The 20,390-nt window shown below is 67.6% G+C and carries 19 protein-coding genes, 3 tRNA genes and 1 pseudogene; 6 read left to right on the top strand and 17 right to left on the bottom strand.

Features of this window, described 5'->3' with window-relative positions; genetic code table 11:
• Window positions 1–41: 41 nt before the first annotated feature.
• From NVV57_04820 to NVV57_04835, 4 genes and pseudogenes are all read right to left on the bottom strand, one after another.
• Window positions 42–596: pseudogene (locus NVV57_04820) on the bottom strand (LemA family protein).
• A gap of 30 nt (window positions 597–626) precedes the next feature.
• Window positions 627–1,541: a DUF3137 domain-containing protein gene (locus NVV57_04825; protein MCR6712045.1), complete on the bottom strand. Its 915-nt coding sequence runs from the start codon at window positions 1,539–1,541 to the stop codon at window positions 627–629.
• A 3-nt stretch (window positions 1,542–1,544) separates the two neighbouring features.
• Window positions 1,545–2,120: an orotate phosphoribosyltransferase gene (gene pyrE / locus NVV57_04830; GenBank protein ID MCR6712046.1), complete on the bottom strand. Its 576-nt coding sequence runs from the start codon at window positions 2,118–2,120 to the stop codon at window positions 1,545–1,547.
• A gap of 45 nt (window positions 2,121–2,165) precedes the next feature.
• Complete coding sequence (locus NVV57_04835; GenBank protein ID MCR6712047.1) at window positions 2,166–2,933, bottom strand: SDR family oxidoreductase; 768 nt, start codon at window positions 2,931–2,933, stop codon at window positions 2,166–2,168.
• 30 nt (window positions 2,934–2,963) lie between these two features.
• Here NVV57_04835 and NVV57_04840 point away from each other — a divergent pair, with 30 nt between their 5' ends.
• Window positions 2,964–3,755, top strand: a complete 792-nt coding sequence (locus NVV57_04840) for an exodeoxyribonuclease III (protein ID MCR6712048.1) — start codon at window positions 2,964–2,966, stop codon at window positions 3,753–3,755.
• Window positions 3,756–3,780: 25 nt separating this feature from the next.
• Window positions 3,781–4,350, top strand: coding sequence for a septum formation family protein (locus tag NVV57_04845; protein MCR6712049.1), 570 nt, complete (start codon window positions 3,781–3,783; stop codon window positions 4,348–4,350).
• 22 nt (window positions 4,351–4,372) lie between these two features.
• On the opposite strand, the gene NVV57_04850 is transcribed toward NVV57_04845, so the two are convergent.
• Entirely contained in the window at window positions 4,373–4,957 is a 585-nt protein-coding gene (locus tag NVV57_04850) for a hypothetical protein (protein ID MCR6712050.1), read from the bottom strand.
• Between the two features lie 174 nt (window positions 4,958–5,131).
• On the opposite strand from NVV57_04850, the gene NVV57_04855 reads away from it, so the two are divergent.
• Genes NVV57_04855 through NVV57_04865 form a run of 3 tightly spaced genes read left to right on the top strand, consistent with a single transcriptional unit; the run spans window position 5,132 to window position 7,987 of the window.
• Window positions 5,132–5,779: a response regulator transcription factor gene (locus NVV57_04855; protein MCR6712051.1), complete on the top strand. Its 648-nt coding sequence runs from the start codon at window positions 5,132–5,134 to the stop codon at window positions 5,777–5,779.
• Entirely contained in the window at window positions 5,772–6,950 is a 1,179-nt protein-coding gene (locus NVV57_04860) for a hypothetical protein (GenBank protein ID MCR6712052.1), read from the top strand. Before NVV57_04855 ends, NVV57_04860 begins: the two co-directional genes overlap by 8 nt.
• On the top strand, window positions 6,947–7,987 hold the full coding sequence (locus tag NVV57_04865; protein MCR6712053.1) for a hypothetical protein: 1,041 nt from the start codon (window positions 6,947–6,949) through the stop codon (window positions 7,985–7,987). Before NVV57_04860 ends, NVV57_04865 begins: the two co-directional genes overlap by 4 nt.
• Before the next feature lie 10 nt (window positions 7,988–7,997).
• On the opposite strand, the gene NVV57_04870 is transcribed toward NVV57_04865, so the two are convergent.
• Both NVV57_04870 and NVV57_04875 read right to left on the bottom strand, forming a co-directional pair.
• Window positions 7,998–8,405: an SHOCT domain-containing protein gene (locus NVV57_04870; protein MCR6712054.1), complete on the bottom strand. Its 408-nt coding sequence runs from the start codon at window positions 8,403–8,405 to the stop codon at window positions 7,998–8,000.
• Window positions 8,406–8,471: 66 nt separating this feature from the next.
• Window positions 8,472–10,103 (bottom strand): DUF885 domain-containing protein, encoded by a 1,632-nt coding sequence (locus NVV57_04875; GenBank protein MCR6712055.1) that lies wholly within the window; start codon window positions 10,101–10,103, stop codon window positions 8,472–8,474.
• A 928-nt stretch (window positions 10,104–11,031) separates the two neighbouring features.
• Between NVV57_04875 and NVV57_04880 the strand changes: the two genes are divergently transcribed.
• Window positions 11,032–11,274 (top strand): tyrosine-type recombinase/integrase, encoded by a 243-nt coding sequence (locus NVV57_04880; GenBank protein MCR6712056.1) that lies wholly within the window; start codon window positions 11,032–11,034, stop codon window positions 11,272–11,274.
• A 185-nt stretch (window positions 11,275–11,459) separates the two neighbouring features.
• Here NVV57_04880 and NVV57_04885 read toward each other — a convergent pair whose 3' ends face one another.
• The 10 genes from NVV57_04885 to NVV57_04930 form a co-directional block, all read right to left on the bottom strand.
• A complete protein-coding gene (locus NVV57_04885) occupies window positions 11,460–12,776 on the bottom strand; it encodes a S1 family peptidase (GenBank protein ID MCR6712057.1) in 1,317 nt (438 codons plus the stop codon).
• Between the two features lie 456 nt (window positions 12,777–13,232).
• Window positions 13,233–13,305, bottom strand: a tRNA-Arg gene (locus NVV57_04890).
• 57 nt (window positions 13,306–13,362) lie between these two features.
• On the bottom strand, window positions 13,363–13,554 hold the full coding sequence (locus tag NVV57_04895) for a hypothetical protein (GenBank protein ID MCR6712058.1): 192 nt from the start codon (window positions 13,552–13,554) through the stop codon (window positions 13,363–13,365).
• A gap of 21 nt (window positions 13,555–13,575) precedes the next feature.
• Window positions 13,576–13,666, bottom strand: a tRNA-Ser gene (locus NVV57_04900).
• A gap of 44 nt (window positions 13,667–13,710) precedes the next feature.
• Window positions 13,711–13,795, bottom strand: a tRNA-Ser gene (locus NVV57_04905).
• A gap of 8 nt (window positions 13,796–13,803) precedes the next feature.
• A complete protein-coding gene (locus NVV57_04910) occupies window positions 13,804–14,229 on the bottom strand; it encodes a PIN domain-containing protein (GenBank protein ID MCR6712059.1) in 426 nt (141 codons plus the stop codon).
• Window positions 14,230–14,315: 86 nt separating this feature from the next.
• Complete coding sequence (locus tag NVV57_04915) at window positions 14,316–14,924, bottom strand: ATP/GTP-binding protein (GenBank protein ID MCR6712060.1); 609 nt, start codon at window positions 14,922–14,924, stop codon at window positions 14,316–14,318.
• Window positions 14,905–15,309 (bottom strand): DUF742 domain-containing protein, encoded by a 405-nt coding sequence (locus tag NVV57_04920; GenBank protein MCR6712061.1) that lies wholly within the window; start codon window positions 15,307–15,309, stop codon window positions 14,905–14,907. The genes NVV57_04915 and NVV57_04920 overlap by 20 nt, the downstream gene beginning before the upstream one ends.
• A gap of 9 nt (window positions 15,310–15,318) precedes the next feature.
• Window positions 15,319–15,759, bottom strand: a complete 441-nt coding sequence (locus NVV57_04925; GenBank protein ID MCR6712062.1) for a roadblock/LC7 domain-containing protein — start codon at window positions 15,757–15,759, stop codon at window positions 15,319–15,321.
• A gap of 36 nt (window positions 15,760–15,795) precedes the next feature.
• Window positions 15,796–20,343, bottom strand: coding sequence for a HAMP domain-containing histidine kinase (locus tag NVV57_04930; protein ID MCR6712063.1), 4,548 nt, complete (start codon window positions 20,341–20,343; stop codon window positions 15,796–15,798).
• Window positions 20,344–20,390: the final 47 nt, after the last annotated feature.

The raw sequence follows: 20,390 nt of genomic DNA on the forward strand, positions 1-20,390 counted from the left end.
AGCCCCCTAGCGTCGGACCGGCTGGAACTGAACTGCGCCTAGAACTGAACCGTCGGCGCCTGGCGGGCCGCCGGGTCCTCGGTCTCGAAGTACTCGGCCTTCACGAACTTGAACATGTTCGCGATGATCGAGGTGGGGAACGTCTCGATCTTGGTGTTGAGCTCGCGCACATTCGCGTTGTAGAAGCGGCGTCCGGCGGCGACGCGGTCCTCGGTGTTCGTGAGCTCCTGCTGAAGCGCGAGGAAGTTCTGGTTCGCCTTGAGCTCCGGGTAGGCCTCGGCCACGGCGAACAGGCGCCCAAGCGCCTGGGTGAGGATGTTCTCGTTCTGCGCCTGCTGGGCGGGTCCCGCCCCGGGTGCGGCCGCGGCGGCGCGCGCCTGCGTGACCGCCTCGAAGGTCTCGCGCTCGTGTGCGGCGTAGCCCTTGACCGTCTCCACCAGGTTGGGAATGAGGTCGTGGCGGCGCTGCAGCTCGGTGTCGATCTGGTGCCAGGCCTCCTGCACCAGGTTCCGCAGCTTGACGAGGCCGTTGTACTGGGCAACAGCCCAGGCGCCGACGATGACAAGGATCGCGATGATCACGATTGCCCAGATCACAATGTCCTCCCGAAGGTTGTAGCCACGACTCTAGCGGTTGCGCTGCTCCCAGTCCTCTACCCCGTCCCCGTCCGCGTCGACGCCGACGCCGGTGTAACGCCCAGAGGTCAAGGCGCCAGGGGTGTTCGCCCAGCCTGGGGCGGCCGCCTCCCGTGCCGCCTCCTGCGCCCGACGCTGCTGCTCGCCTTCGGCGTACTTCCTCACCACGTGCGCGGGGATGGCTTTCGAGACGCTCGCCACGAGGTCCATCCTGCGCGCGAGATCGCGGACGTGCGCCACCCCGGCGCTCCACGCGACCACCTTGTCGCCGTCTATGCGCACCGCCACGCGCTGCTGGCGATTGCGCATGAGCGCGAGCATCATGCGCGGATCGACAACGTCTATCGCGTAACGCTTGTCGTCGCACAGCACGCGCCAGGTGCGGTTGAACTCCGCCGACTCGAGATCGATGTCGGCGAGCCCGAACTGGCTCAGCACCCGGGTGCCCATGTCTTCGGGCACCAGGTCCAGCCTCGGCAGCCGAGTGGGCAGCAGCGCCTGCGCAACGGTGAAGACCTGCTCTCCCGCGTACTCTCCCGCGATCTGCTGATCAAAGCTGTAGGTGAAGGACGCCACGCTGACCCCCGAGTACGTGCCCTCCACCACGTCCATCGCGACACGAGCGGTGCCCGTTCCGAAGGGGAAGCCGGTCAGCCCGTAGAGGAGCTCAGCACCCTCTGCGCGGTAGGCCCAGCCGTGCAGTTCGGCAAACTCCCGCAGCCGCTTAGCGTGGCGGGACTGCTCCGTGGCGCGGAAGACGAAGTACGCGACGACGACGAGCGCCGCAACCCCGATGACAGCCCACACGTGCCACTCGAAGATTCCCGCCTGCACCCCCACGGACACGACGAGCGCCGCCGCGCCCGCGATCCACCCGAGCACGTTGCGGCGGCTGAAGCGCTGCATGGGCTATTCGAGCCCGAGGTCCTGGAGGTCATACAGGTACAGGTACGGCAGGCCCGAGGCCTCAACTACCTCGCGCGCGCCCGTGCCGCGGTCAACGATCACGGCGACGGCCGCCACGTTCGCCCCCGCCTCGCGCAGCGCCTCGACCGCCGTGAGCACCGAGCCTCCCGTGGTGGAGGTGTCCTCGACCGCCACCACCGTGCGTCCGGCGACGTCCGGGCCCTCGATGCGTCGCTGCATCCCGTGCGCCTTCGCCTCCTTGCGGACCACGAACGCGTCCAGCGCGAGCCCTCGGGACGCCGCCGCGTGAAGCAGGGCCCCCGCCACCGGGTCCGCGCCGAGCGTGAGTCCCCCGACGGCGTCGATGTCCGCGGGGCCAAAGCCGCTGATCTCGAGGTGGTCAAGCAGCAGGTGGCCGATGAGCGGCGCCGCCTCGTGATGCAGCGTGACGCGGCGGAGGTCAACGTAGTAGTCGGCCTCGCGCCCCGAGGAGAGCGTGATGCGGCCGTGGACCACCGCCAGGTCCTTGATGAGGTCGCGAAGGGTGTCTCGTGGGGTTTGAGAGGGCGGCGTCGTCATGCGGCCAGCCTAGTAGCGGACGCCCCACCAGCGGCCCGACGCTGGCTACCGTTGCGTACGGGAGTAGCCAAAGCGTCGGGTCACCGCAGCCGGCGCGATCCGCATGAGCGTTCCCGCGGCCACGTAGCGCACCGACGGCGTCACCGTCACCGAGCCGCGCCTCACCGCGGTCAGCGCCGAGCTCACCACCTGTTCGGCGGAGAGCCACGCGGCCTCCGGGAGGGCGCTCTTCATGTGCTCGAGATCGGAGCTGTCGTGAAACTCGGTGCGCGTCATGCCTGGCAGCACCACGGTCGCGGTCACTCCCGTGCCGCGCAGCTGGCCCGCAAGCGCCTCCGTGAACTCGACCACCCAGCGCTTGTGGGCGGCGTACGTCGTATTGCTGAGGTGCGCCGCCACGGAGGCGACGTTCAGCACGGCGCCGTGCCCGCGCTCCACCATCCCCGGCAGCACAGCGTGGGTGAGGCGCAAAGGAGCGGTGACCAGAACGTCGTGCATCGCGGCCTCGTCCTCCCACGACGTGGTCAGGAAGTCCTTGCCGAGGCCGAACCCGGCATTGTTGACCAGCAGGCTCACCGGCCGCGAGGAATCGGCGAGGCGGGAAGCGACAGCCTCCCTGCCGTCGGGCAGCGATAGGTCAGCGGCGAGGACCTCCACCGCGACTCCCGTTGCGCTTGCGACCACGTCCGCGAGCGCACTGAGCCGGTCGCGAGAACGTGCCGTCACCACGAGGTCGTGACCAGCGGTAGCGAGCTGCCACGCGAACTCCTCGCCAAGGCCGGCCGATGCCCCTGTCACCAATGCGGTTGCCATGGTTCGACCCTACGTCGGTACGGTGGTGCCATGCGCTTCGCCACCTGGAATGTGAACTCGATACGGGCCCGCGTCGACAGGGTGGCCGATTGGCTTGAGCGCTCCCAGGTGGACGTGCTCGCCATGCAGGAGATCAAGTGCAAGCCCGAGCAGTTCCCCGCCGCCCCGTTTGCGGCACTCGGGTACGAGATCGCCGCGCATGGGCTCGACCAGTGGAACGGCGTGGCGATCGCATCGCGCATTGGGCTTGAGGGGGTCGAGACGCAGTTCGCGGGACAGCCCGGCTTCGCGAAGACGGGAGACCCGCGCGTTGAGGCGCGCGCGATCGGGGCGCAGTGCGGCGGGACGCGCGTGTGGAGCGTCTATGTGCCCAACGGCCGCGCTCTCGCCGATCCCCACTACGCGTACAAGCTGGACTTCCTCGCCCGCCTGCGCGACGCGGCCGCGGAATGGGCGGACGGCCCGGCCATCATCGCGGGCGACTTCAACGTGGCGCCGCTCAGCACGGACATCTGGTCCGAGACCGATCCCTCGGCCGAGACCCATGTGACGGCGGAGGCGCGGGAAGCCTTCCACGCCCTCGAGGGCGCCGGCTACGAGGAGCTCAGCCGCCGCTTCATCGACGCGCCGAACACGTACACCTTCTGGGATTACCAGCAGCTTCGCTTCCCCCGCGGCGAGGGTATGCGGATCGACTTCGTGTACGCGTCTGCTGCTGCGGCCACGCTCGCGACCGCGGTGAAGATCGACCGCGAGGAGCGCAAGGGGCAGGGAGCCTCGGACCACGTGCCCGTCATCGTCGACTTCGACGCGTTGGCGTGACCGGCAGCGCACCGAGCACCGCACCATGACCGACGACTTCGCCCCGCCCCCCGCCCCGGACGGCACTCCCGCCGGGACGGTCAAGCGCTCGGACTTCCGGCCAACGCCTCCTGCCCGACGCCGTTCCCGCTTTCCGCGTTGGGTTGCGGTGCTCCTGGGCGTGGGTCTGGTGGCGATCGCCGCCGGTGTCGTGGCGCAGGTGACGCTCACGATCCGGAACTCCAACCTCACCCCGGCCGACGCGTCCGCGACCGGGCGGCTGCACTCGGCCCAGCTTGTGACCGGCATGTGCATCGACTCGCTCGGCGACGGCGCAGGCCCCGTCTTCGTGGTGGCGTGCGACGAACCGCACTCGGCAGAGGTGGTCAGCTCCTTCACGTTCACGGCAGACGAGTGGCCGGGCTCCGACGAGGTTGCGGACGCGGTACTCGCCTATTGCGCAACGCAGCTCGCGCCCGGCGGAGCGCTCGAGTCTGCCGCGGCCGGACGCGAGTGGGTGGCGTGGGTGCCCTCCGAGGGCACGTGGAGCCACGGGGATCGGATGGGCCTGTGCATCGTGACCGACAGCACCGCTTGGCAGGGCAAGGCCGGTTAGGCGCGGTTGGCCCAGGGGTGTGTCAGACCCCGGCGCCCTGCGAAGTCCTGCGACCCCGCAGCGCCTCCACAGCGTCGGCGGAGCCCTGCTGCGCGAGCCACTCAAGGACCGAGTGCGGGGTCATGGGATTGCGCGCGATCACCGCGCGAAGCTCTGGGTGGTTGATGGCCATGTGCGCGAGTTCGTTCGGCGTCGCGTTCGGGCTGCCCGCGAGCTCTCTCGGGGTTCCGTCGCCGCCCTGGACGGACTCACCGGAGGGAGCCGGGGTCCCGACCAGGGCGACGACGGGCCGCTCAGCATCGGGGCGCGCGATGGCGGTCGCGCGCTCTGGCCGGGCAGATGCGCGTCTGGCGGCGACGGCATCCTTGCCCAGCACTCCGATGATGAGCAGCGGGAGAATCGGCAATACCCACATTGCGGGTGGGTAGTTGACGGCTTGCACCCGCGCGAGCGCGAAGGCCGCGCCGATGAACACCACGGCCGCGGCACTGAATGCCACGAACGATGCAGGGCTCAACGACGCAAGCGGGGTCAGGCCGGCCACCACGATCGCCACAAAGAGCAACCCTGTGATCAGGACGCAGAGCGCCTCAACAGTCCAGTCCATCCCCTACCTCCGCCTAAGCGACGGGCCTCCCCCCGCCTGCGGCCCGTCTTGGGAACTCTCGCACCATCCGCAAGAGCCGTAAAGCCCCCATTTATGGGGACAGGGACATCCCCTAGTACCCGAACACCCCTGGTACCGGTCCCAGTCCGCTAGTCTGCGGTGCAAGGAGGGGCAATGGACGCCGAACGACGCATCGCGCTCGTGGAAGACCACGCCCTGATTGCGATCGGATTCCGGGATCTCGTGGCGACGGAGCCCGACCTCACGCTCGCCGGAATGGTCGAGACGGTGGCCGAGCTCGACACCATCGAGGGCCATCTTGACCTCGTAGTTCTCGACCTGCGGCTCGCCGACGGCTCACTGCCGCAAGAGAACGTCGAGGCGATTCATGCGCGCGGCGCGCACGTCCTCGTGTACACGGGAGCCGAGGACCGCCGCATGATCCAGTCCGCGGCCCGATCAGGCGCGTTGGGCCTCATCCGCAAGTCCGCCGATCCCGCGACGCTGCTCGACGCCATCCGCACCGCAGCGTCGGGCACAGAGGTATTCGGCGCCGACTGGGCCGCGGCAATCGACGCGGACGCCGACCTTCGCGACGCGAAACTCTCCTCCCGCGAGCAGGAGATCCTGGGACTCTACGCGAGCGGCGAGACGGCGGCGTCGGTCGCCTTCCACACCGGCCTCTCGCGCGAGACCGTGGCAGAGTATGTGAGCCGTATCCGGCGCAAGTACGCCGACGCGGGCAGGCCGGCGCTGTCCCGCGTGGACCTCTACAAACGAGCGGTAGAGGACGGGCTGCTCGCCGAGGACGAAGATGGGTGAGGCGAGCGACGAGCGCACCGCACTCGACCGGATGACGCGAACCATGTACTTCGCGATCGGCATCGCCACCATCATCTTCGGGGTGCTGCTCTCTGGCGGTCCTGGAGGCTTCAGGGGACAGCTGTCGCAGGTCGATGCGCCTGTGCTGTGGTTCAGCGTGGCGACCGTGCTGGTGCTTCCGGCGTCCTTCGTTGTCCTTGGCAGGGTGCTGCCGCTCGCGGCAATGCGCGGGCTCGTCACGGCCAGCGCGCTCGGTTTCGTGGCTTCCATGCTGCTCTTTCCGTTCGCGATCCATGCGGACAAGCTGGCGCAGGGCGCCGCCCCTTGGCTCCAGGGCTTCGGCGCCATCCCCGCATCGCTTATCGCTGTCGCCTGGAAGGGCCGCGTCACCTGGGTGTACGCGCTCATGCAAGGTCCACTCATCGTCTATGTGAGCCTCGCCGTTCGCGATGCCACCGCGATCCAGGCGGTGCTCGAGGGGCTCGGCTCCATGGTGAGCAGCTCGATCTTCGCCGGCGTGTCCCTCGCGGTCGTGCTCGCCGCGGCCAGGCTCGACTCCGTGGCCGAGCGCGCGCGCGAGCAGGCATCACTCGAGGCGCGCGCGGTCACTCGCGAGCGCGAGCAGACGCGCATCAACGCGATGGTGCACGACGACATCATGTCGGTGCTGCTCGCGGCCGCACGCCCCGGATCGCCCGCGAGTCTCCGTGATCAGGCGCGTGACGCACTCACCTCCGTTGAGCAGCTCGCCAATGCCGAGCTCGCGAGCACGCCGTACGCGCCAGAGGAGCTCGTCGCCATGCTGCGCGCAACGGTCGGCGAGCTGAGCCCAGAGGTCGAGTTCTCGTACGTGATCGATTTCGATGGCGAGATCCCGCGCGACGTCGTCGCCGCGCTCGCGGAGGCCACGGAGGAGGCGATCCGCAACTCTTTGCGGCACGCTGGCGATCACGTCACCAGGCGCGTAGACGTGGCGATCCAGACCCACGCCGTAGGGGTGACGGTGACCGACGACGGCGTCGGGTTCTCCCTGCGCGAGGTGCCCCAGCGTCGGCTTGGCCTGAGGGTGTCGATCATGCAGCGGATGGGGTCGCTCCCTGGCGGCGACGCCAAAGTCCGCTCCCACGCGGGCGCCGGTACGCGAATCACTCTCAGCTGGAGGCGGCCATGAGCGCAATCCCCGCGGAGCGGGTCACGCCAACGGACGTCAGCCGCCTGCTTGGGCTGCACACCGACGGCGCCCACCTCGTCATGGGCATGGTGATCGTCTCGAACGCGGTCTTCACCTTCGCGACCGCGAACGTTCTCGATCATCCTTGGGCGTCCTACGTGGCGTTGGTGATCGTGTGCTTCGGCGTCGTCCTGATCGGCAGGCCGTACCCGGACCCGTACCCGCTGCCGCTCACGCTGGTGCTCCTTGGGATCATCACGGTGAGCACGCTGCTCGTGAGCTACGCGCTTCCCGACGGCCTGGACGTTGGGCGCGCCACGTGGCACCTGGGTGCCAACACCTGGCTCATCTGGTTCCTCATCCTCCGCAGGCGCGTGCTCCTCGCGTGGCTCGGGGGCCTCATCATGGTGAGCATCACCCTCGCGTGGGCGCAGTTGAGCGGTTGGGGCGTGCTGTGGGGGCTTCGACTCGCGCAGTCGCAGATCGCGCTCATGGTGGTCGCAACGCTGTTCGGGCGGTCCCTGCGGCGGACCGCCCAGCGCATCAACGAACTCACCGAACGCTCCGTTGGCGCCTCCGCGGTCGCGGCGTCCGCGAACGCCGCCCAGGAGATCCGCGTGCAGCGTGCGGCAGAGCTCGCATCGACGGCAGTGCCGCTCCTCGACCGCATCGCGAGCGGCGCGGCGATCAGCGACGCGGACAGGGCGGAATTCGCTCGCGTCGAGGCGCACCTGCGCGACAGCGTGCGCGGGAGATCCCTCATGATGCCGATCGTCGTCGGTGCGGTCGGTCGCGCGCGCGAGCGGGGCGTGGAAGTGGCGCTGCTAGACGACCGCGGCTCCGAACTGCCGTCGCCCGTCGCGATGGCCGAGATCGGCATACGGCTCGCGGCCGCGCTCGATCGCGTGGACGTAGGGGCGGTCACGATCCGCCTGCTCCCACCGGGGCGCGATATCGCGGTCACCATGGTGACGAAAGGGAGAGGCCACGTCCCGCCTCGCCCTGACGGGCGAGGGGAACGTGGCCTCCTGAAGTGACCTGGAGCGCTTAAGCGAGCGCCTTGGCCTTGAGGGTTTCGAACTCGGCCTGCGTGATCGCGCCGGAGTCAAGCAGCGCCTTTGCCCGCTCGATCTCACCAGCGGAACCGCCCACGCCGGCCTCGCCGATGAGGGTCTTGGTGTACTCCTTGTCGTACTCACGCGCACGCCTTGCGTCCTCGAGATCGCGCTGAGCCATGCTGCCGCCACGGGCGAACAGGTAGATCAGCGTGCCGAGGATCGGCAGCACGATGATGAAGAAGATCCACCAGAACTTGCCCCAGCCGCCAAGGTCCTGCGAGCGGAACACGTCCATGATGATCCGAATCACCACGAAGATGAAGGAAATGAGGATGAAGATCCACAGCGTGTACAGCAGGAACGCCATAAAGCTGCCGTCAAAGAAGCCGTCGTCCATTGTTACTCCTTGTCAGGGCGCGACCATTGCGTGCGCGCCTAACGGAACTCTATCTCCAAATCCCGCCTAAACAGCGTCGGTTTTGAGCACGAGACGCGCGAGCGTCGGGAGCGGCACCATGCCGTTCGCGAGCACCCGCTCGTGGAACTCGGGAAGCGGCAGACCTGCCTGCTCGCGAAGCCGCATGATCTCGAGCCTGCCGACCATGTAGCTGAGCGCCTGCGCGGGCATCGCGATGTAGCGATCCACCTCTGCGGTCACGGCGCCTAGGGAGTTCGGCGAGTTGTTCATCATGAAGTCGATGGCCTGCTGGCGGGTCCAGCCGAAGGCGTGCATCCCGGTGTCGACCACGAGACGGCACGCGCGCAGAGAGTCGTTGAGCAGCATGCCTACGCGCGCGAGCTCGCTCGAGTACAGGCCCAGCTCGTCCGCGAGGCGCTCCGTGTACAGCGCCCATCCCTCCAGGTAGGCGGTCACATTCATGCGCTTGAGCACGTTGTGCAGCCCCGTGTCCTCCTCGTGCAGCGCGAACTGCAGGTGGTGGCCGGGGACGCCCTCGTGGAACGTGGTGCCCTCGAGGTCCGTGCGGCTCCAGTCGGTGGGGTTGGAGACGTTGAAGAAGAACTCACCTGGCTTGCCGGTCTCCGGCTCGGGAGCGCTGTAGTACGCCTGGGCGCCGCCCTTGACCGCGTTGACGCGGCACGGCGTGACGGGGATCCGGCTGAACGCGCTCGGGAGCGCGGCGTACGCACGCTCGAATGCGGCCTCCGCGTCGCGGACCAGGTCCTCTGCGTTCGTGTAGACGAGCGACTCGTCGTCGCGGAAACGGCGGTAGATCTCGGCGAGGTCCGTGGTGCCGAGCAGCGGGCCCGCAATGGCCTTGTACTCCTCGTCCAGGCGCGCCACCTGGTCGAGGCCCAACTGGTGGATCTGCTCGGGTGTCAGGTCCGTTGAGGTCATCGCCCACACGAGGTCGCGGTACTGCGCGTCGCCGCCTGGCAGGTGGCAGTAGCCGGGGTGGTCGTCGTCGCGGCCGCGCTCGGCGAGAGCGCGCATGCGCACGGCGTGATCGGCGAGCGCGGGGAGGACCTCGTTGGCGACGATCTCGCGCAGCTCGCCCGTCCACGCGTCGGCTTGGGCTTCGGCAAGGCCCGACGGCGGCGACTGGGCGGCGATACGGTCAAGGGCGTCTGGGCTCGCCACGAGCTCCTCGATGAGCTCGGCGGTGCGGTTGAGGTGGCGGGTCAGCCCGACGATGCCAAGGAGCGCCTCGGCCTCCGCGACGGACGCGAGATCATCGAGCGCGTGCGGCAGCGCGCGCATCTTGGCGAGGTACTGGTCCGCGTGCTCGTCCGTCACGAGATTGAAGCGCGTGCCGAACAGCTCGATCATGCCCACGAAGCCGAGCGCCGGGTGGGTGCCCGTGATCGCCGCATTCCAGGTGAGGTCCACGGCCGTTGAGCGCGCGGTGAATGCGATCGCGTCCTTGAGCGCAACTTCGCGCGGAGAACTGGCGACCACAGCGTCGGCCCGTGCCGCGAACTCGTTGTAGGTGCGCTGGTGCTCGGCCACAGCGTCGGGCGAGAAGGCCGGCCAGGTCTCAAGGTGCTCGGTTGACGAGTTCCACAGGAGCGAGTGGCCGTCAGCGGCGCGCGCGAAGGCGTAGTAGTCGTCGGCGAGGGTGGTGAGGTTGTCCATGCATCCACGATAAGTGGAGCGGGGCCATGCTGAGCGCGCCCGGAGGGATTCGAACCCCAACCTTCTGGTTGGGTGTCAGTTGTCGCTGTGACCGACCTCTCAAGTGCCCGCGAACGCAAGATTGAGCTGGCGCACGGTCCAGCGAATCGAGGGTCACCGACCCGAGGCCGCCTGACTCGCCATGCCGGAACGCCACCTGCACTTCGTGCCACAGGCGACAACGACCCGCGTTGCGGGGGAAAAGGACGACACGCCCGAAATCAGACGTATCCACAGGCGGGGCACGCGATCGCCTGAGAGCCAATACATTCGCGCCAGGCAGTTAAGGGGGTAAGTGCCGCCTGGTACGAGGCACTATCGGGGTACCTCGCGCACTTGCGCGCGCCCGGGCGTCCCGAGACCACGACCGGGACCCGCGTGGAGAACATGCTCGTGTTCGCCCGCCATGGTGGCTAAACTGATCCGTGGCTCGTGACGACGGCCGACATCATGGCGTGGGCCGGCGCGTAGCCGTGCGCACACGAGACTCGGCGCGGGCGCCGCGCGAGTTCCGTGTGCTTCTACGTGCACGGCGTCGACACGCACCGCATAGAGAACTCGCCGGCGGCCGCACTGCTACGGATCCGCGAACACCCTGGGCAACCGAGGCCGATCCCGCCCGCCGTATACGCGCGTGCGTTGCTCGAGGCCGGCAGCCGCGTGCAACTTGTCTTGCGGTTGGCACGCGAGGCCGGGATGCGGCGAGGTGAGATAGCCCAAGTCCACGAGAACGACCTGTACGTCGACATCACCGGGTGGTGGCTGACCGTCCACGCAAGGCGGGAGAGAGATCGTGGCCCCGCTCAATGCAAGACTCGCGATCGCGGTCCGTATCGCGTGCCGCTCAGGCGGCGGGTACGCGTTTCCGTCCCAACGGGCCACCGGCCACGTGCATGCCCGCTGGATCGGCGAGCAAGCGTCCGCGATCCTCGGCGAGGAGTGGACGTTGCACTGCTGCCGGCACGCGTTCGCCACGGATCTGCTGCGAGCCAGCGTCGACATGCGCACCATCCGAGAGCTACTCGGCCACGCCTCGGTGGCCACCACCCAGCCGTACACCCTGCCCAATGCGACCGCGGCACGCGACGCCGTCGAGCTCCTCCGCGAGCGCCGACGTGAACTCGTTGCGTGACGGGGCCCTACTTCAAGTGAAAAGACCGATCGGGTTGCGTGATCCCATGGATGATGAGCACCGCTCCAATGACAACCAGCGCCACGATGAGCAACCACCCCCACCACCGAAAGTTGCGCATCACGTGCACCGGCGCTTCCGTTTTGTTGGCTCGCCACTACTCCGTCTGAGTATTCCCGACATATTCAATCCGTTTGCAACTCGCCGCCGAAGTCAGCCGTTACGTACCCAATCGGCGTATATGACATCTGGCAGGGATAGACATCTGTTTGGCTGCCAGACATGATTCCGACGGCGTGAAGCCGTCCGTCGGACCGCGGCTGGTAGAACGGGCCCCCCGAGTCGCCCCTATAGGGGCATTCGTTGGTGTCTTCAGCGATCGTCAAGTTGGTGTACCAAACGCCGTCTTGTAGGACATCTTGATTCGTAGCGATGATCTTCGTGGGATTCAACTCGCCGTCGCCCCACGTCGGGTGCTGGGCCGTGGCAGCTCCTGCCGTGCGCAGCGTTGAGTTTGACCAGCCCGCATTAAGCACCGCGGGGATGTGGACTCGCTGCGGTGTATGCGAGTCAAAGGTACCGGTCCAAACCCATGATGCCGTGGCGTTGCCGTTGTCCATCCTCGCCATCAACCAGTCGCCATGCTTACCTGAGACCGTGCCGTTCGCGCCAGCCGAAACGTAAGTCACGGTCCCGATCGAGTAGTAGTGGCCATCGGTCGTCCACCGACGTACATCATCGCTGTGGTGGTAGTTACTGTCCCGCGCGCAATGCGCCGCGGACACCATGTAGTAGTACGGAGCGCGATACCACGCGAAGGCGCCGGTGCAACCAGACGCATTGTGTGGGTCGCCAGTGTCATCAAAAAAGGCCATGAACCCACCGCCATAGAACGGCGAGTCGTCGTGGTACCTGCTCGCCATGAGGTGGAACGCCGCTCCCTCTTCGATCACGACTGGCAGCGGGGGGTCCAATTCGCTTTTCGCGGCAGAGCTCGCGCCAGCTTGCTCGAGGACCTCTTGCACGTCGATCTCGCTGACTCGCGCGCCTGGCAACGTCTTGACCCTGAGCGTACCCGCGGCATAATCTGGACCGACGGACGAGAGCTTGCCCTCAAACTCTTTGGCGTGCCGAATGGCATCCTTTGCCCGATCGTAGTCAGCGATCGACGTCGGGACCTGTCGGATGATCACGCCGCCCATGACGCCATACTCGCGGAGCACCTTCGCGGCGTCCTCGACGTTGCGCGTCACGGTGTTGATGACGAATTTGCCGTCGTCGTAGTACGCATCGCCCCACTCCTCGGGAGCCTTGAGGAACAGGTCGAATTCCAGCGTGCTGGCGAGGACTTCGATATCGACCTTTGACGGGGTTCCGGTGAGATCGAGTTCGTCTGTGTAACTCGGCTTCGAATCTCCGGGGTCGGGCGAGGCCGCGACTACCGTGACGACGGCAAACGCTCCGAACAAAGCGACCGTGAAGATCTTGGCGAAACGGATCACCCTGCACCCCTGCTCTAGCCCCTAGAGCGCGTGTTCGCCGTTGAACACGCCCTACCAACCTGGCTCCGGCCACTTGGTGCTCGTCAGTTTGGCCCGCCGAACCTTCGCCGTCAACCGATCGACGATGCTCATATGCAATGCCCGCGGTCGCGGCGTGACGGATGTCTCACGCCAATCTGCCCACGCCGGGGCTCGGTAATCAATCTCGTCACTACCGGGCCGCCGCGACTGCCTCTGGACTGCTCAATGTCACTGTCGCCACGCTTGTCGTCCGCCTCAGCGCCTGAAGAATTGCGCCGGGGAACACGCAACAGGCGGTCTCGCTGGAGCTGAAAGCTCACGGGCCGATGGAACTGGACGAACTCGGGAAGATACCGGACCTGGTCGATATCGCGATCTCAGATCGGCTCGCTGGAGCAGCGAAGCCCTAGCCAGCGATGCAAGCTGGAACTCTAGCGCGCCCGGAGGGATTCGAACCCCCAACCTTCTGATCCGTAGTCAGATGCTCTATCCGTTGAGCTACGGGCGCATGTGGGAAAACCAGGTCACAACTATACCGGTTCGGCCGGGCTGCGCCGAACCGGTGTCAGATGCCGCCGTAGAAGCTCTTGAGGAGCTCGTAGACGACGATCGCCGGCCACACGATGGCCTTGGGGATCGCGAGGATGAACTCCCAGAACTGGTCCGCCGACGCGAAGTAGTAGATGGCCGCGCCGATGAAGCCGAGTCCATAGATGCTGCCGCCTGCGGCCGCGCCGCCATTTCCGGTCCTGTTCATGGCACCAGCGTAGAGAAAAAGCGGAGACGGTGGGATTTGAACCCACGGAGGGCTTTAACACCCTCACGGTCTTAGCAGGACCGCGCACTAGGCCTGACTATGCGACGTCTCCAGGCCGGATAAGGATACCCGACGCTGGGGGCGGGGATTCAAGCGCGGAGAGTGTGGGATTCGAACCCACGGTGGCTTGCGCCACAACGGTTTTCAAGACCGTCACCTTCGGCCGCTCGGTCAACTCTCCTTGGTCGGCTAGCCGACTGGCCTATTGTGCCAGCCTGCGGGAAGACCTGGGCTCAGCACCCTGAGGTCGTACAGCTCGGCGGCGCGGGCGAGCTCGGGGTCGTAGGTGACGATCGTGTCGATGCTCGGGTGCGCAACCGCGGCGCCGAGGTGCAGCGCGGCGAAGGGGCGCAGGACGCTCGCGGCGTGGGTCGAGATCTGCACGTTGTCGTCGCTGAAGCGGACAACGGGGATGCGGGCCCGCACCTCCTCGACCACGACGTAGGCGTTGTCCTTCTCCTCGCGGGGATACAGGGCGGCGGCCTGGCGCAACTCGGTGAGGCTCAGCTGGCTGGTGGCGAGGTTCTCGAGATTGGGGATCGCCCACGACGTGAACTCCCCGTAAAAGCGGACGCCCGGCAGGAAGCGGCACAGCGCTGATCCGTCCAGGTACATCACGGCGTTAAGGGTAACAAGCCGAACGCGACGGCGGCGCGGGCCCCACCCCCGCCAGGGGAGGGTCCGCGCCGCCGCAAGGAGAGTTAGTTCCCCTTGATGCGCTGCATTGCGAGCTGGACGACGGCGATCAGAGCCTGCTTCGTCGCGGCCTTCTCGCGGGCGTCGGTGTACATGAGGGGCACGTTCGGGCCGAGGCCAAGAGCCTCGCGAACGTCCTCAAGCTGGTGCTTGGCAACCCCGTCGAAGCAGTTCACGCCAACGACGAACGGGATGCCCCGCCCCTCGAAGTAGTCGACGGCGGGGAAGCACTGGTCAAGGCGCTCCGTGTCGACCAGCACCACAGCGCCGATGGCGCCGCGGACCAGGTCGTCCCACATGAACAGGAAGCGGTCCTGCCCGGGGGTTCCGAACAGGTACAGCCACAGGGAGCCGGGCAGAGCAATGCGGCCAAAGTCCATGGCCACCGTGGTGGTGGTCTTGCGATCGGTGACGCCGCCAGCGTCATCGACGCCGACGGAGTGCTCCGTCATGGCCGCTTCAGTGTTGAGCGGATCGATGTCTGAGATCGATCCGATGAAGGTGGTCTTGCCGACGGCGAAACCACCCGCGATCACGATCTTGACGACCGTGGGGGCGACGTGGGACGGTGCCGGCGCCGTAGCGACGGGCGCGTCAGAGGGCTGCGATGCCATCGAGGACACTCTCCAAGAGACTTAGTGAAAGGCCGCCGGACTCATCATGCGAGCTCGCATCCTGAGCGGTTCCGCCGGTGTGGATTCTCAAGTAATTTTCTTCAGCAAGGTCCGTCACCAGCACCCTGACCACGCCAAGCGGAAGGCGGGTGTGGGCCGAGAGCTCGGCGACGGATTGATATTGACCTGTAGCAAGCTGCAGGATCTTCTTCTTTTCGGGGGTCAGTCCCCTCAAAGTCTCTGGGCTGGAGGACGCTTCGACGAGCGCCTCCATAGGCAGGTCCGCACTCGCGGCACGCACTCGCCCACCCGTGACGGCGTACGGGCGCACCGCGTAGGTGTCGTCCGGTTCGTCCTCAGTCTGCGTGGCGTAGAGATCGGGCATCGTGCGTCCTTATGACCGCGTCTGTCCGTCGGTGGGCAGGTTCTGGCGCATCTCGCTGATCAGCTGCGGGGTGAGCGCGTTCTCGGTGCGCGACACGAGAAGGGTCATCTCGTAGCCCACGAGGCCAACGTCGCACGTGGAGTCCGCGGCAACCGCGAGCACCGAGCCGTTGGAGACGCTCATGAGGAACAGGAACAGCTCGTCCATCTCGATGATCGACTGGCGCACCTCGCCGGCGTTGAGCTGGCGGGCAGCCCCACGGGTGAGCGACGCCATGCCGGACACGACGGCGGCGAGCGTGTCGCCGCCCGTGCGGTCGAGGTTCTTCGACATCGCCATGAGGAGTCCGTCAGCGCTCACCACGAGCGTGTGACGAGTCCCAGGGACTGTCTGAACAAAGTTGTCGAGTAGCCATCCGAAATTGGTGGCCTCAGTGCTGAGCGTGGTCACTGGTTCTCCTTGTGAGTGCTAGGTAGTGCCATTGTCCTATTCCTTACCCGCCGTGCTTTGCGAGCGCTGCTCGAACTCTGCCACGTCGTGCCGAGCTCGCTGGGTTCCGGAGTAGAAGCTTGAGAATCGATCCCGAACCTCGTCAGCGTCGCGCTCCTTGTGCGACAGCTGGACCTCGGATTCGATCGGCTTGACCTGGACGGCAGGGGCATCAGCCGCGCGCCGACGCTGCAGTCCGGCACGCGTCGTGTCCACCTTTGGCCGTTCGGCGGCGAGAGAGCTTAGTTCGGAGAAGACCGAGCTGGTCACCTCCGCCTGGCCCGCGTGTTCGGAGTCGAGCTCCGGCTGCAGGTCAACCACGGGCTGGTACTCGACCGCGACCTCCGGCTCGGCGGCCGCGAGCGCGCTGGCGCCGGCAGCCTCCCACCCGAACGGGTTGGCGAGCTCGTCCACGGAGAAGGCCTGCCCTGCCGTCGGCACCTCGAAGGTGTGCGGATCCGCCTGCGGCTCGGCCACGGGGGCCGGAGTCTGAGACGACCACAGCGCGAACGCTCCACCGGGAGAGACGGCCTCCGGAGCCTGGACGGCGGGGGCCTGGACCATCGCCGGGGAGTCATAGGACGGAACCACGGGCGCAGGAGCGTCCTCATACGCGGGTGCGGGAGCCACGTACGCGGGCGCCGCTTCATACGCGGGAGCAGCCTCGTACGCTGGCGCTGCCTCGTATGCCGGGGCTGAGTCGTACGCGGGCGCCGCTTCATATGCGGGAGCGGCATCGTATGCCGGGGCCGTCGCGAACGCGGGCGCGGGAACGGATGGCTGCGGCGTCGGGGCGAACCCGGCCCCGCCGTCGGGCTCAATCGCCTCCACGGCAATCGCAGCTGCGGCTGCGGCCGCAGCGGCCTCAGCGGCCCGCTGCTCCTTCTTGGAGAGCTTCTTGGGCGCCTTCTCGCGCGGAGCGGGCGCCTCCTTGGCTGCCTTGCTCTTGCCGAACAGGCGGCCGAAGAAGCCAGACTTGGCGGCGGCTTCACCGGACGAGCCGGCGATCAGCTCATCCAGCGTCGGCTCGGCGACACCCTCGCCGGCGAGCGACGACGCGGGCTCGACCTGCGCCGCCTCCGAGGCCCACGCCTGCTGGGGCTCCGGTGCCGGAGCGGAAGCAGGAAGCGAACCGTAGACGTCGGCGTACGAGAACGGTGCGGCGGCCGCGGCGGCTGCCACGACGGGGGCGGCGCCGATGCCTTCGTCGGCGGGGGAGTCAGAGGTGACGAACTCGGGCTCGGGCGTTGCCTCGGCGACGGGCTCTGCAGCTTCGAACGCGGCGGCGGGCTCCTCGGCAACGGGCTGCTCGGCGAGTTCCACCGACTCCGCCGCGTCGCTCACCGCGACCGGCTCGGCAACGGGGAAGTCCTCATCGTCCTCGAGCAAGGGCACGACCATGGGCATGGGAACGGCGGGCTCCGACTGATCGTCGTAGCCGAAGCCGGCCGTGCCGATCCTCGCAGGAGGCTCGTCTGCCGTGAGCGCGGGAGTCTCCACGGCGTCGGCGATCTCGGCAACCTCTGCCACCTCGGCAACCTCGGCAACCTCAGCCGCCGCGGCAGGAGCGGGCTCGAACTCGTCGTCCTCGAGCGCCGGGATGACCATCGGCTCCACCTGCTGCGCGGCTACAACGTCCTCCGGCGCCAGGCCGCCACGACGTGCGGCGTGGCCGAGCGACTCGGCCTCGGCGTCGAGCGGGGCGTCTTGTCCGGTGAGGTCGCGGCGCGAGCGGAAGCCGCGGAACATCTGCGCGCGCTCCTCCGGCGTCTGCGGAGTGATCTCGCTCGCGGGAATCGCGGGCTTGAACTCCTCACCAGGCGTCGCGGCGTCAAGCGCGCTCAGCTGAGCGGCGGTCGCGCGGGCGGGGAGGCCGATGACGTTCTTCGCCTCGTCCTCCGAGACCTCGACGGGTCCGGTGCGGCGGCGGCGCGTGGGCAGGCCCATGCCCGTGACACCGTCCGTGAGATCCGCGGAGTTGACGGCAACGCCGACGGGCGCCGCACTCGCGTCGGCGGCGATGAGCTCATCGACGGAGGGCTGTGGCGACGGCTCGCGGGCCGCGAGCGGCGCCGCCTCGACCACGGACGGCTGGTAGGCAGACTCCGCCGCCGCAGCCACAGCGGCAGGGGCCGGGGCCTCGAACTGCTCGTCCTCGGCGTTGTTCGTGACGAGCGCGGCCGGGGCGTGCATGGCCTCGTCGACCGTCGACTCCGTGTGGTGTGCCATGTCCGGCGCGACCGTGGAGTCGAACAGCGACGTGTTCATGACGACGCGCGCGGTCGTTCCCTGTCCCTCGGTGGACTCGATCGACACGCGAGCGCCGATGCGGCGGGCAATGCGGCCGACCACGAAGAGGCCGAGGCGCTGGGCGCCGAGGATCTCGGACGCCGCCGTAGACGCGACGCGGCTGTTGGCCTCCGCGAGCTCGGATGCGGACATGCCGATTCCCGAGTCCTGCACCTCCACGACGTACTGGCCCTCGTGCTCGCTCGTGCGAACGACGACCGGGGTGCCGGGGTCGGAGAACACCGTTGCGTTCTCGAGCAGCTCCGCGAAGAGGTGGGCTGCGGTGAGAGCGGAGTGCCCGAGCATGGCGGGGTCGGCATCGAGTTCGAGCTGAACGCGCTCGTACAGCTCGATCTCCGAAGAAGCGGTGCGGATCACGTCGGACAGCGGCATCGAGCGGCGCAGGCGGCGGCCGGTGTCGATGCCGGCGAGCACGAGCAGCGACTCACTGTTACGGCGCATTCGCGTGGCCAGGTGGTCCAGCGCGAAGAGCTTCGTCAGCGTCTCAGGGTCATCCTGCGTGCGCTCCATGTCGTCGATGGACGCGAGTTGGCGGTTCAGCAGGACCTGGTCGCGGCGGGCCACGTTCACGAACATTTCCGAGATCGAGCCACGGAGGGCGGCCTGCTCGCCTGCGATGGACAGCGTTGCCGCGTTGACGCCGTTGAACGCCTCGGCGAGGCGGCCGATCTCGTCTCGAGACTCCACGGGGATCTGCACCTCGGCGACGTCGACCGTCTCTCCTGGCATCGCCACGCGCTCCACGAGGCGGGGAAGCTCTGCACGCACTGCGGTGGCCGTAGTGGTCAGGCGTCGCAGCGGGACCACGATGCGGCGGGAGATCAGGAGGGCGACGATGAGCGACAGGGCCACGGCGACTGCGGCACCGAGGGCCGTGACGATCGTCTGCAGCAGGGCGGACTGACGCAGGGTGTCGGCTCGCGCCGTCGCCTTGCTGATGGTCTCGTCGTATGCGGGCTTCTGGGCGTCGGCCTCGGCCTGCACCATGCCCACCCAGTCCTGGTTCGCGATGGTCGCGAGGGCGGCGGCGTCACCGGCCGCCACCGTGTTCCGGATAGAAAGGAAGTCGAGGTTCGAGGTCGTGGTCCGCGAGGCGCCCCAGTCGGGGACCGCGATGGTGCCACCGATGGCGTCGACAGCGGACTGTGCCTGGTCAAGCGCGAAGTCCGTGGCCGCGATCTGGTTGCGCGCACCGGTCGCGTCGCCTTGCTTGTAGTCGCCCTGGCGCAGGATGCGCTGGGTGCTTGTGGACTCGAGCGACAGCTGCTGCTGGACGTTGTACGTGGCGCCGAAGGCGCTCAGGTCAAGGCTCAGGTCGGGGTCGTTCACGGCGATCGACGAGCGGTCGATCATGTCGTTGAGCGAGCCGAGCACACCGTAGTACCAGGACGACAGGTTGCTCGCAGAGTTGCCGGCCAAGCGGACCTTGGTGCGGGTGGACTCGAGGTCGCGCATCTGGTCCTTGGCCGTGGAGATCATGGCGATCACGGCGTCGTTCGAGTCGGACTGCTTTACGCCCGTCATCTTGGACAGCAGGCCACTCCACGTGTTGTCGGACTCTTCGGTCGAGTCGATGAACGTCTGCTGGTAGGTCTGCGGCACGGTGAGCAGGCTCTGCGCTGCCGAGGCCTCTTGGTCGAGCTGGAAAGCGATGTCGCGGAGAGTCTCCTTGGTCGTGCCGGACGCCTTCGCCGCGAGGTCGTCCACGGCGTCGCTGATCGCGAGCACAGACTCGACTGATGAGGAAACCGTGTCCGCTGCGGGCCACGTCCACCACTCGCCGTTGTCGTTCTCGGCGGCATCCTCGGGGGAGAGATCCTCTTCACCCTCCTGGTACGGCCCAACAGCGCGCGCCTGGTCAAGGCTCTGCGCGGTGCCGCCGCTCTCGGTTGCCTGGCCCCCGTTGAAGGCCTTCTCCACCGCGCTGTACGCGTCGGTGTCGGTGGTCTTCAGCGCCTCGATGGAGACATCGATGCTGTTCTGCGCGTTGGCTCGGGCGGAGGAATAGCTCGTGAAGGTGTCCACGAAGTTGGCCGCGGCGTCGCGCTCAACGTTGAACGCCGATTGGAAGGGCTGCGTCGCCTTGTCGGTCGCCACGAGCTGTTGGGCGTTCGTGGCGTTAGCGAGCGCGTTGACGGCGGCGAGGGTGATGTATCCCGACGCGAGCAGCAGAACGATGATCGGCACCGCCACAACCGCGAGGATCTTTCCTCGAATACCAAGCCTTTGGAGCATGAAGCCTCTCCCTTGTGAGCCTGAGAAGAACCCCAGTCTCGTCGTGG

The sequence above is a fragment of the Demequina sp. genome, assembly GCA_024707205.1.
Taxonomy (GTDB): domain Bacteria; phylum Actinomycetota; class Actinomycetes; order Actinomycetales; family Demequinaceae; genus Demequina.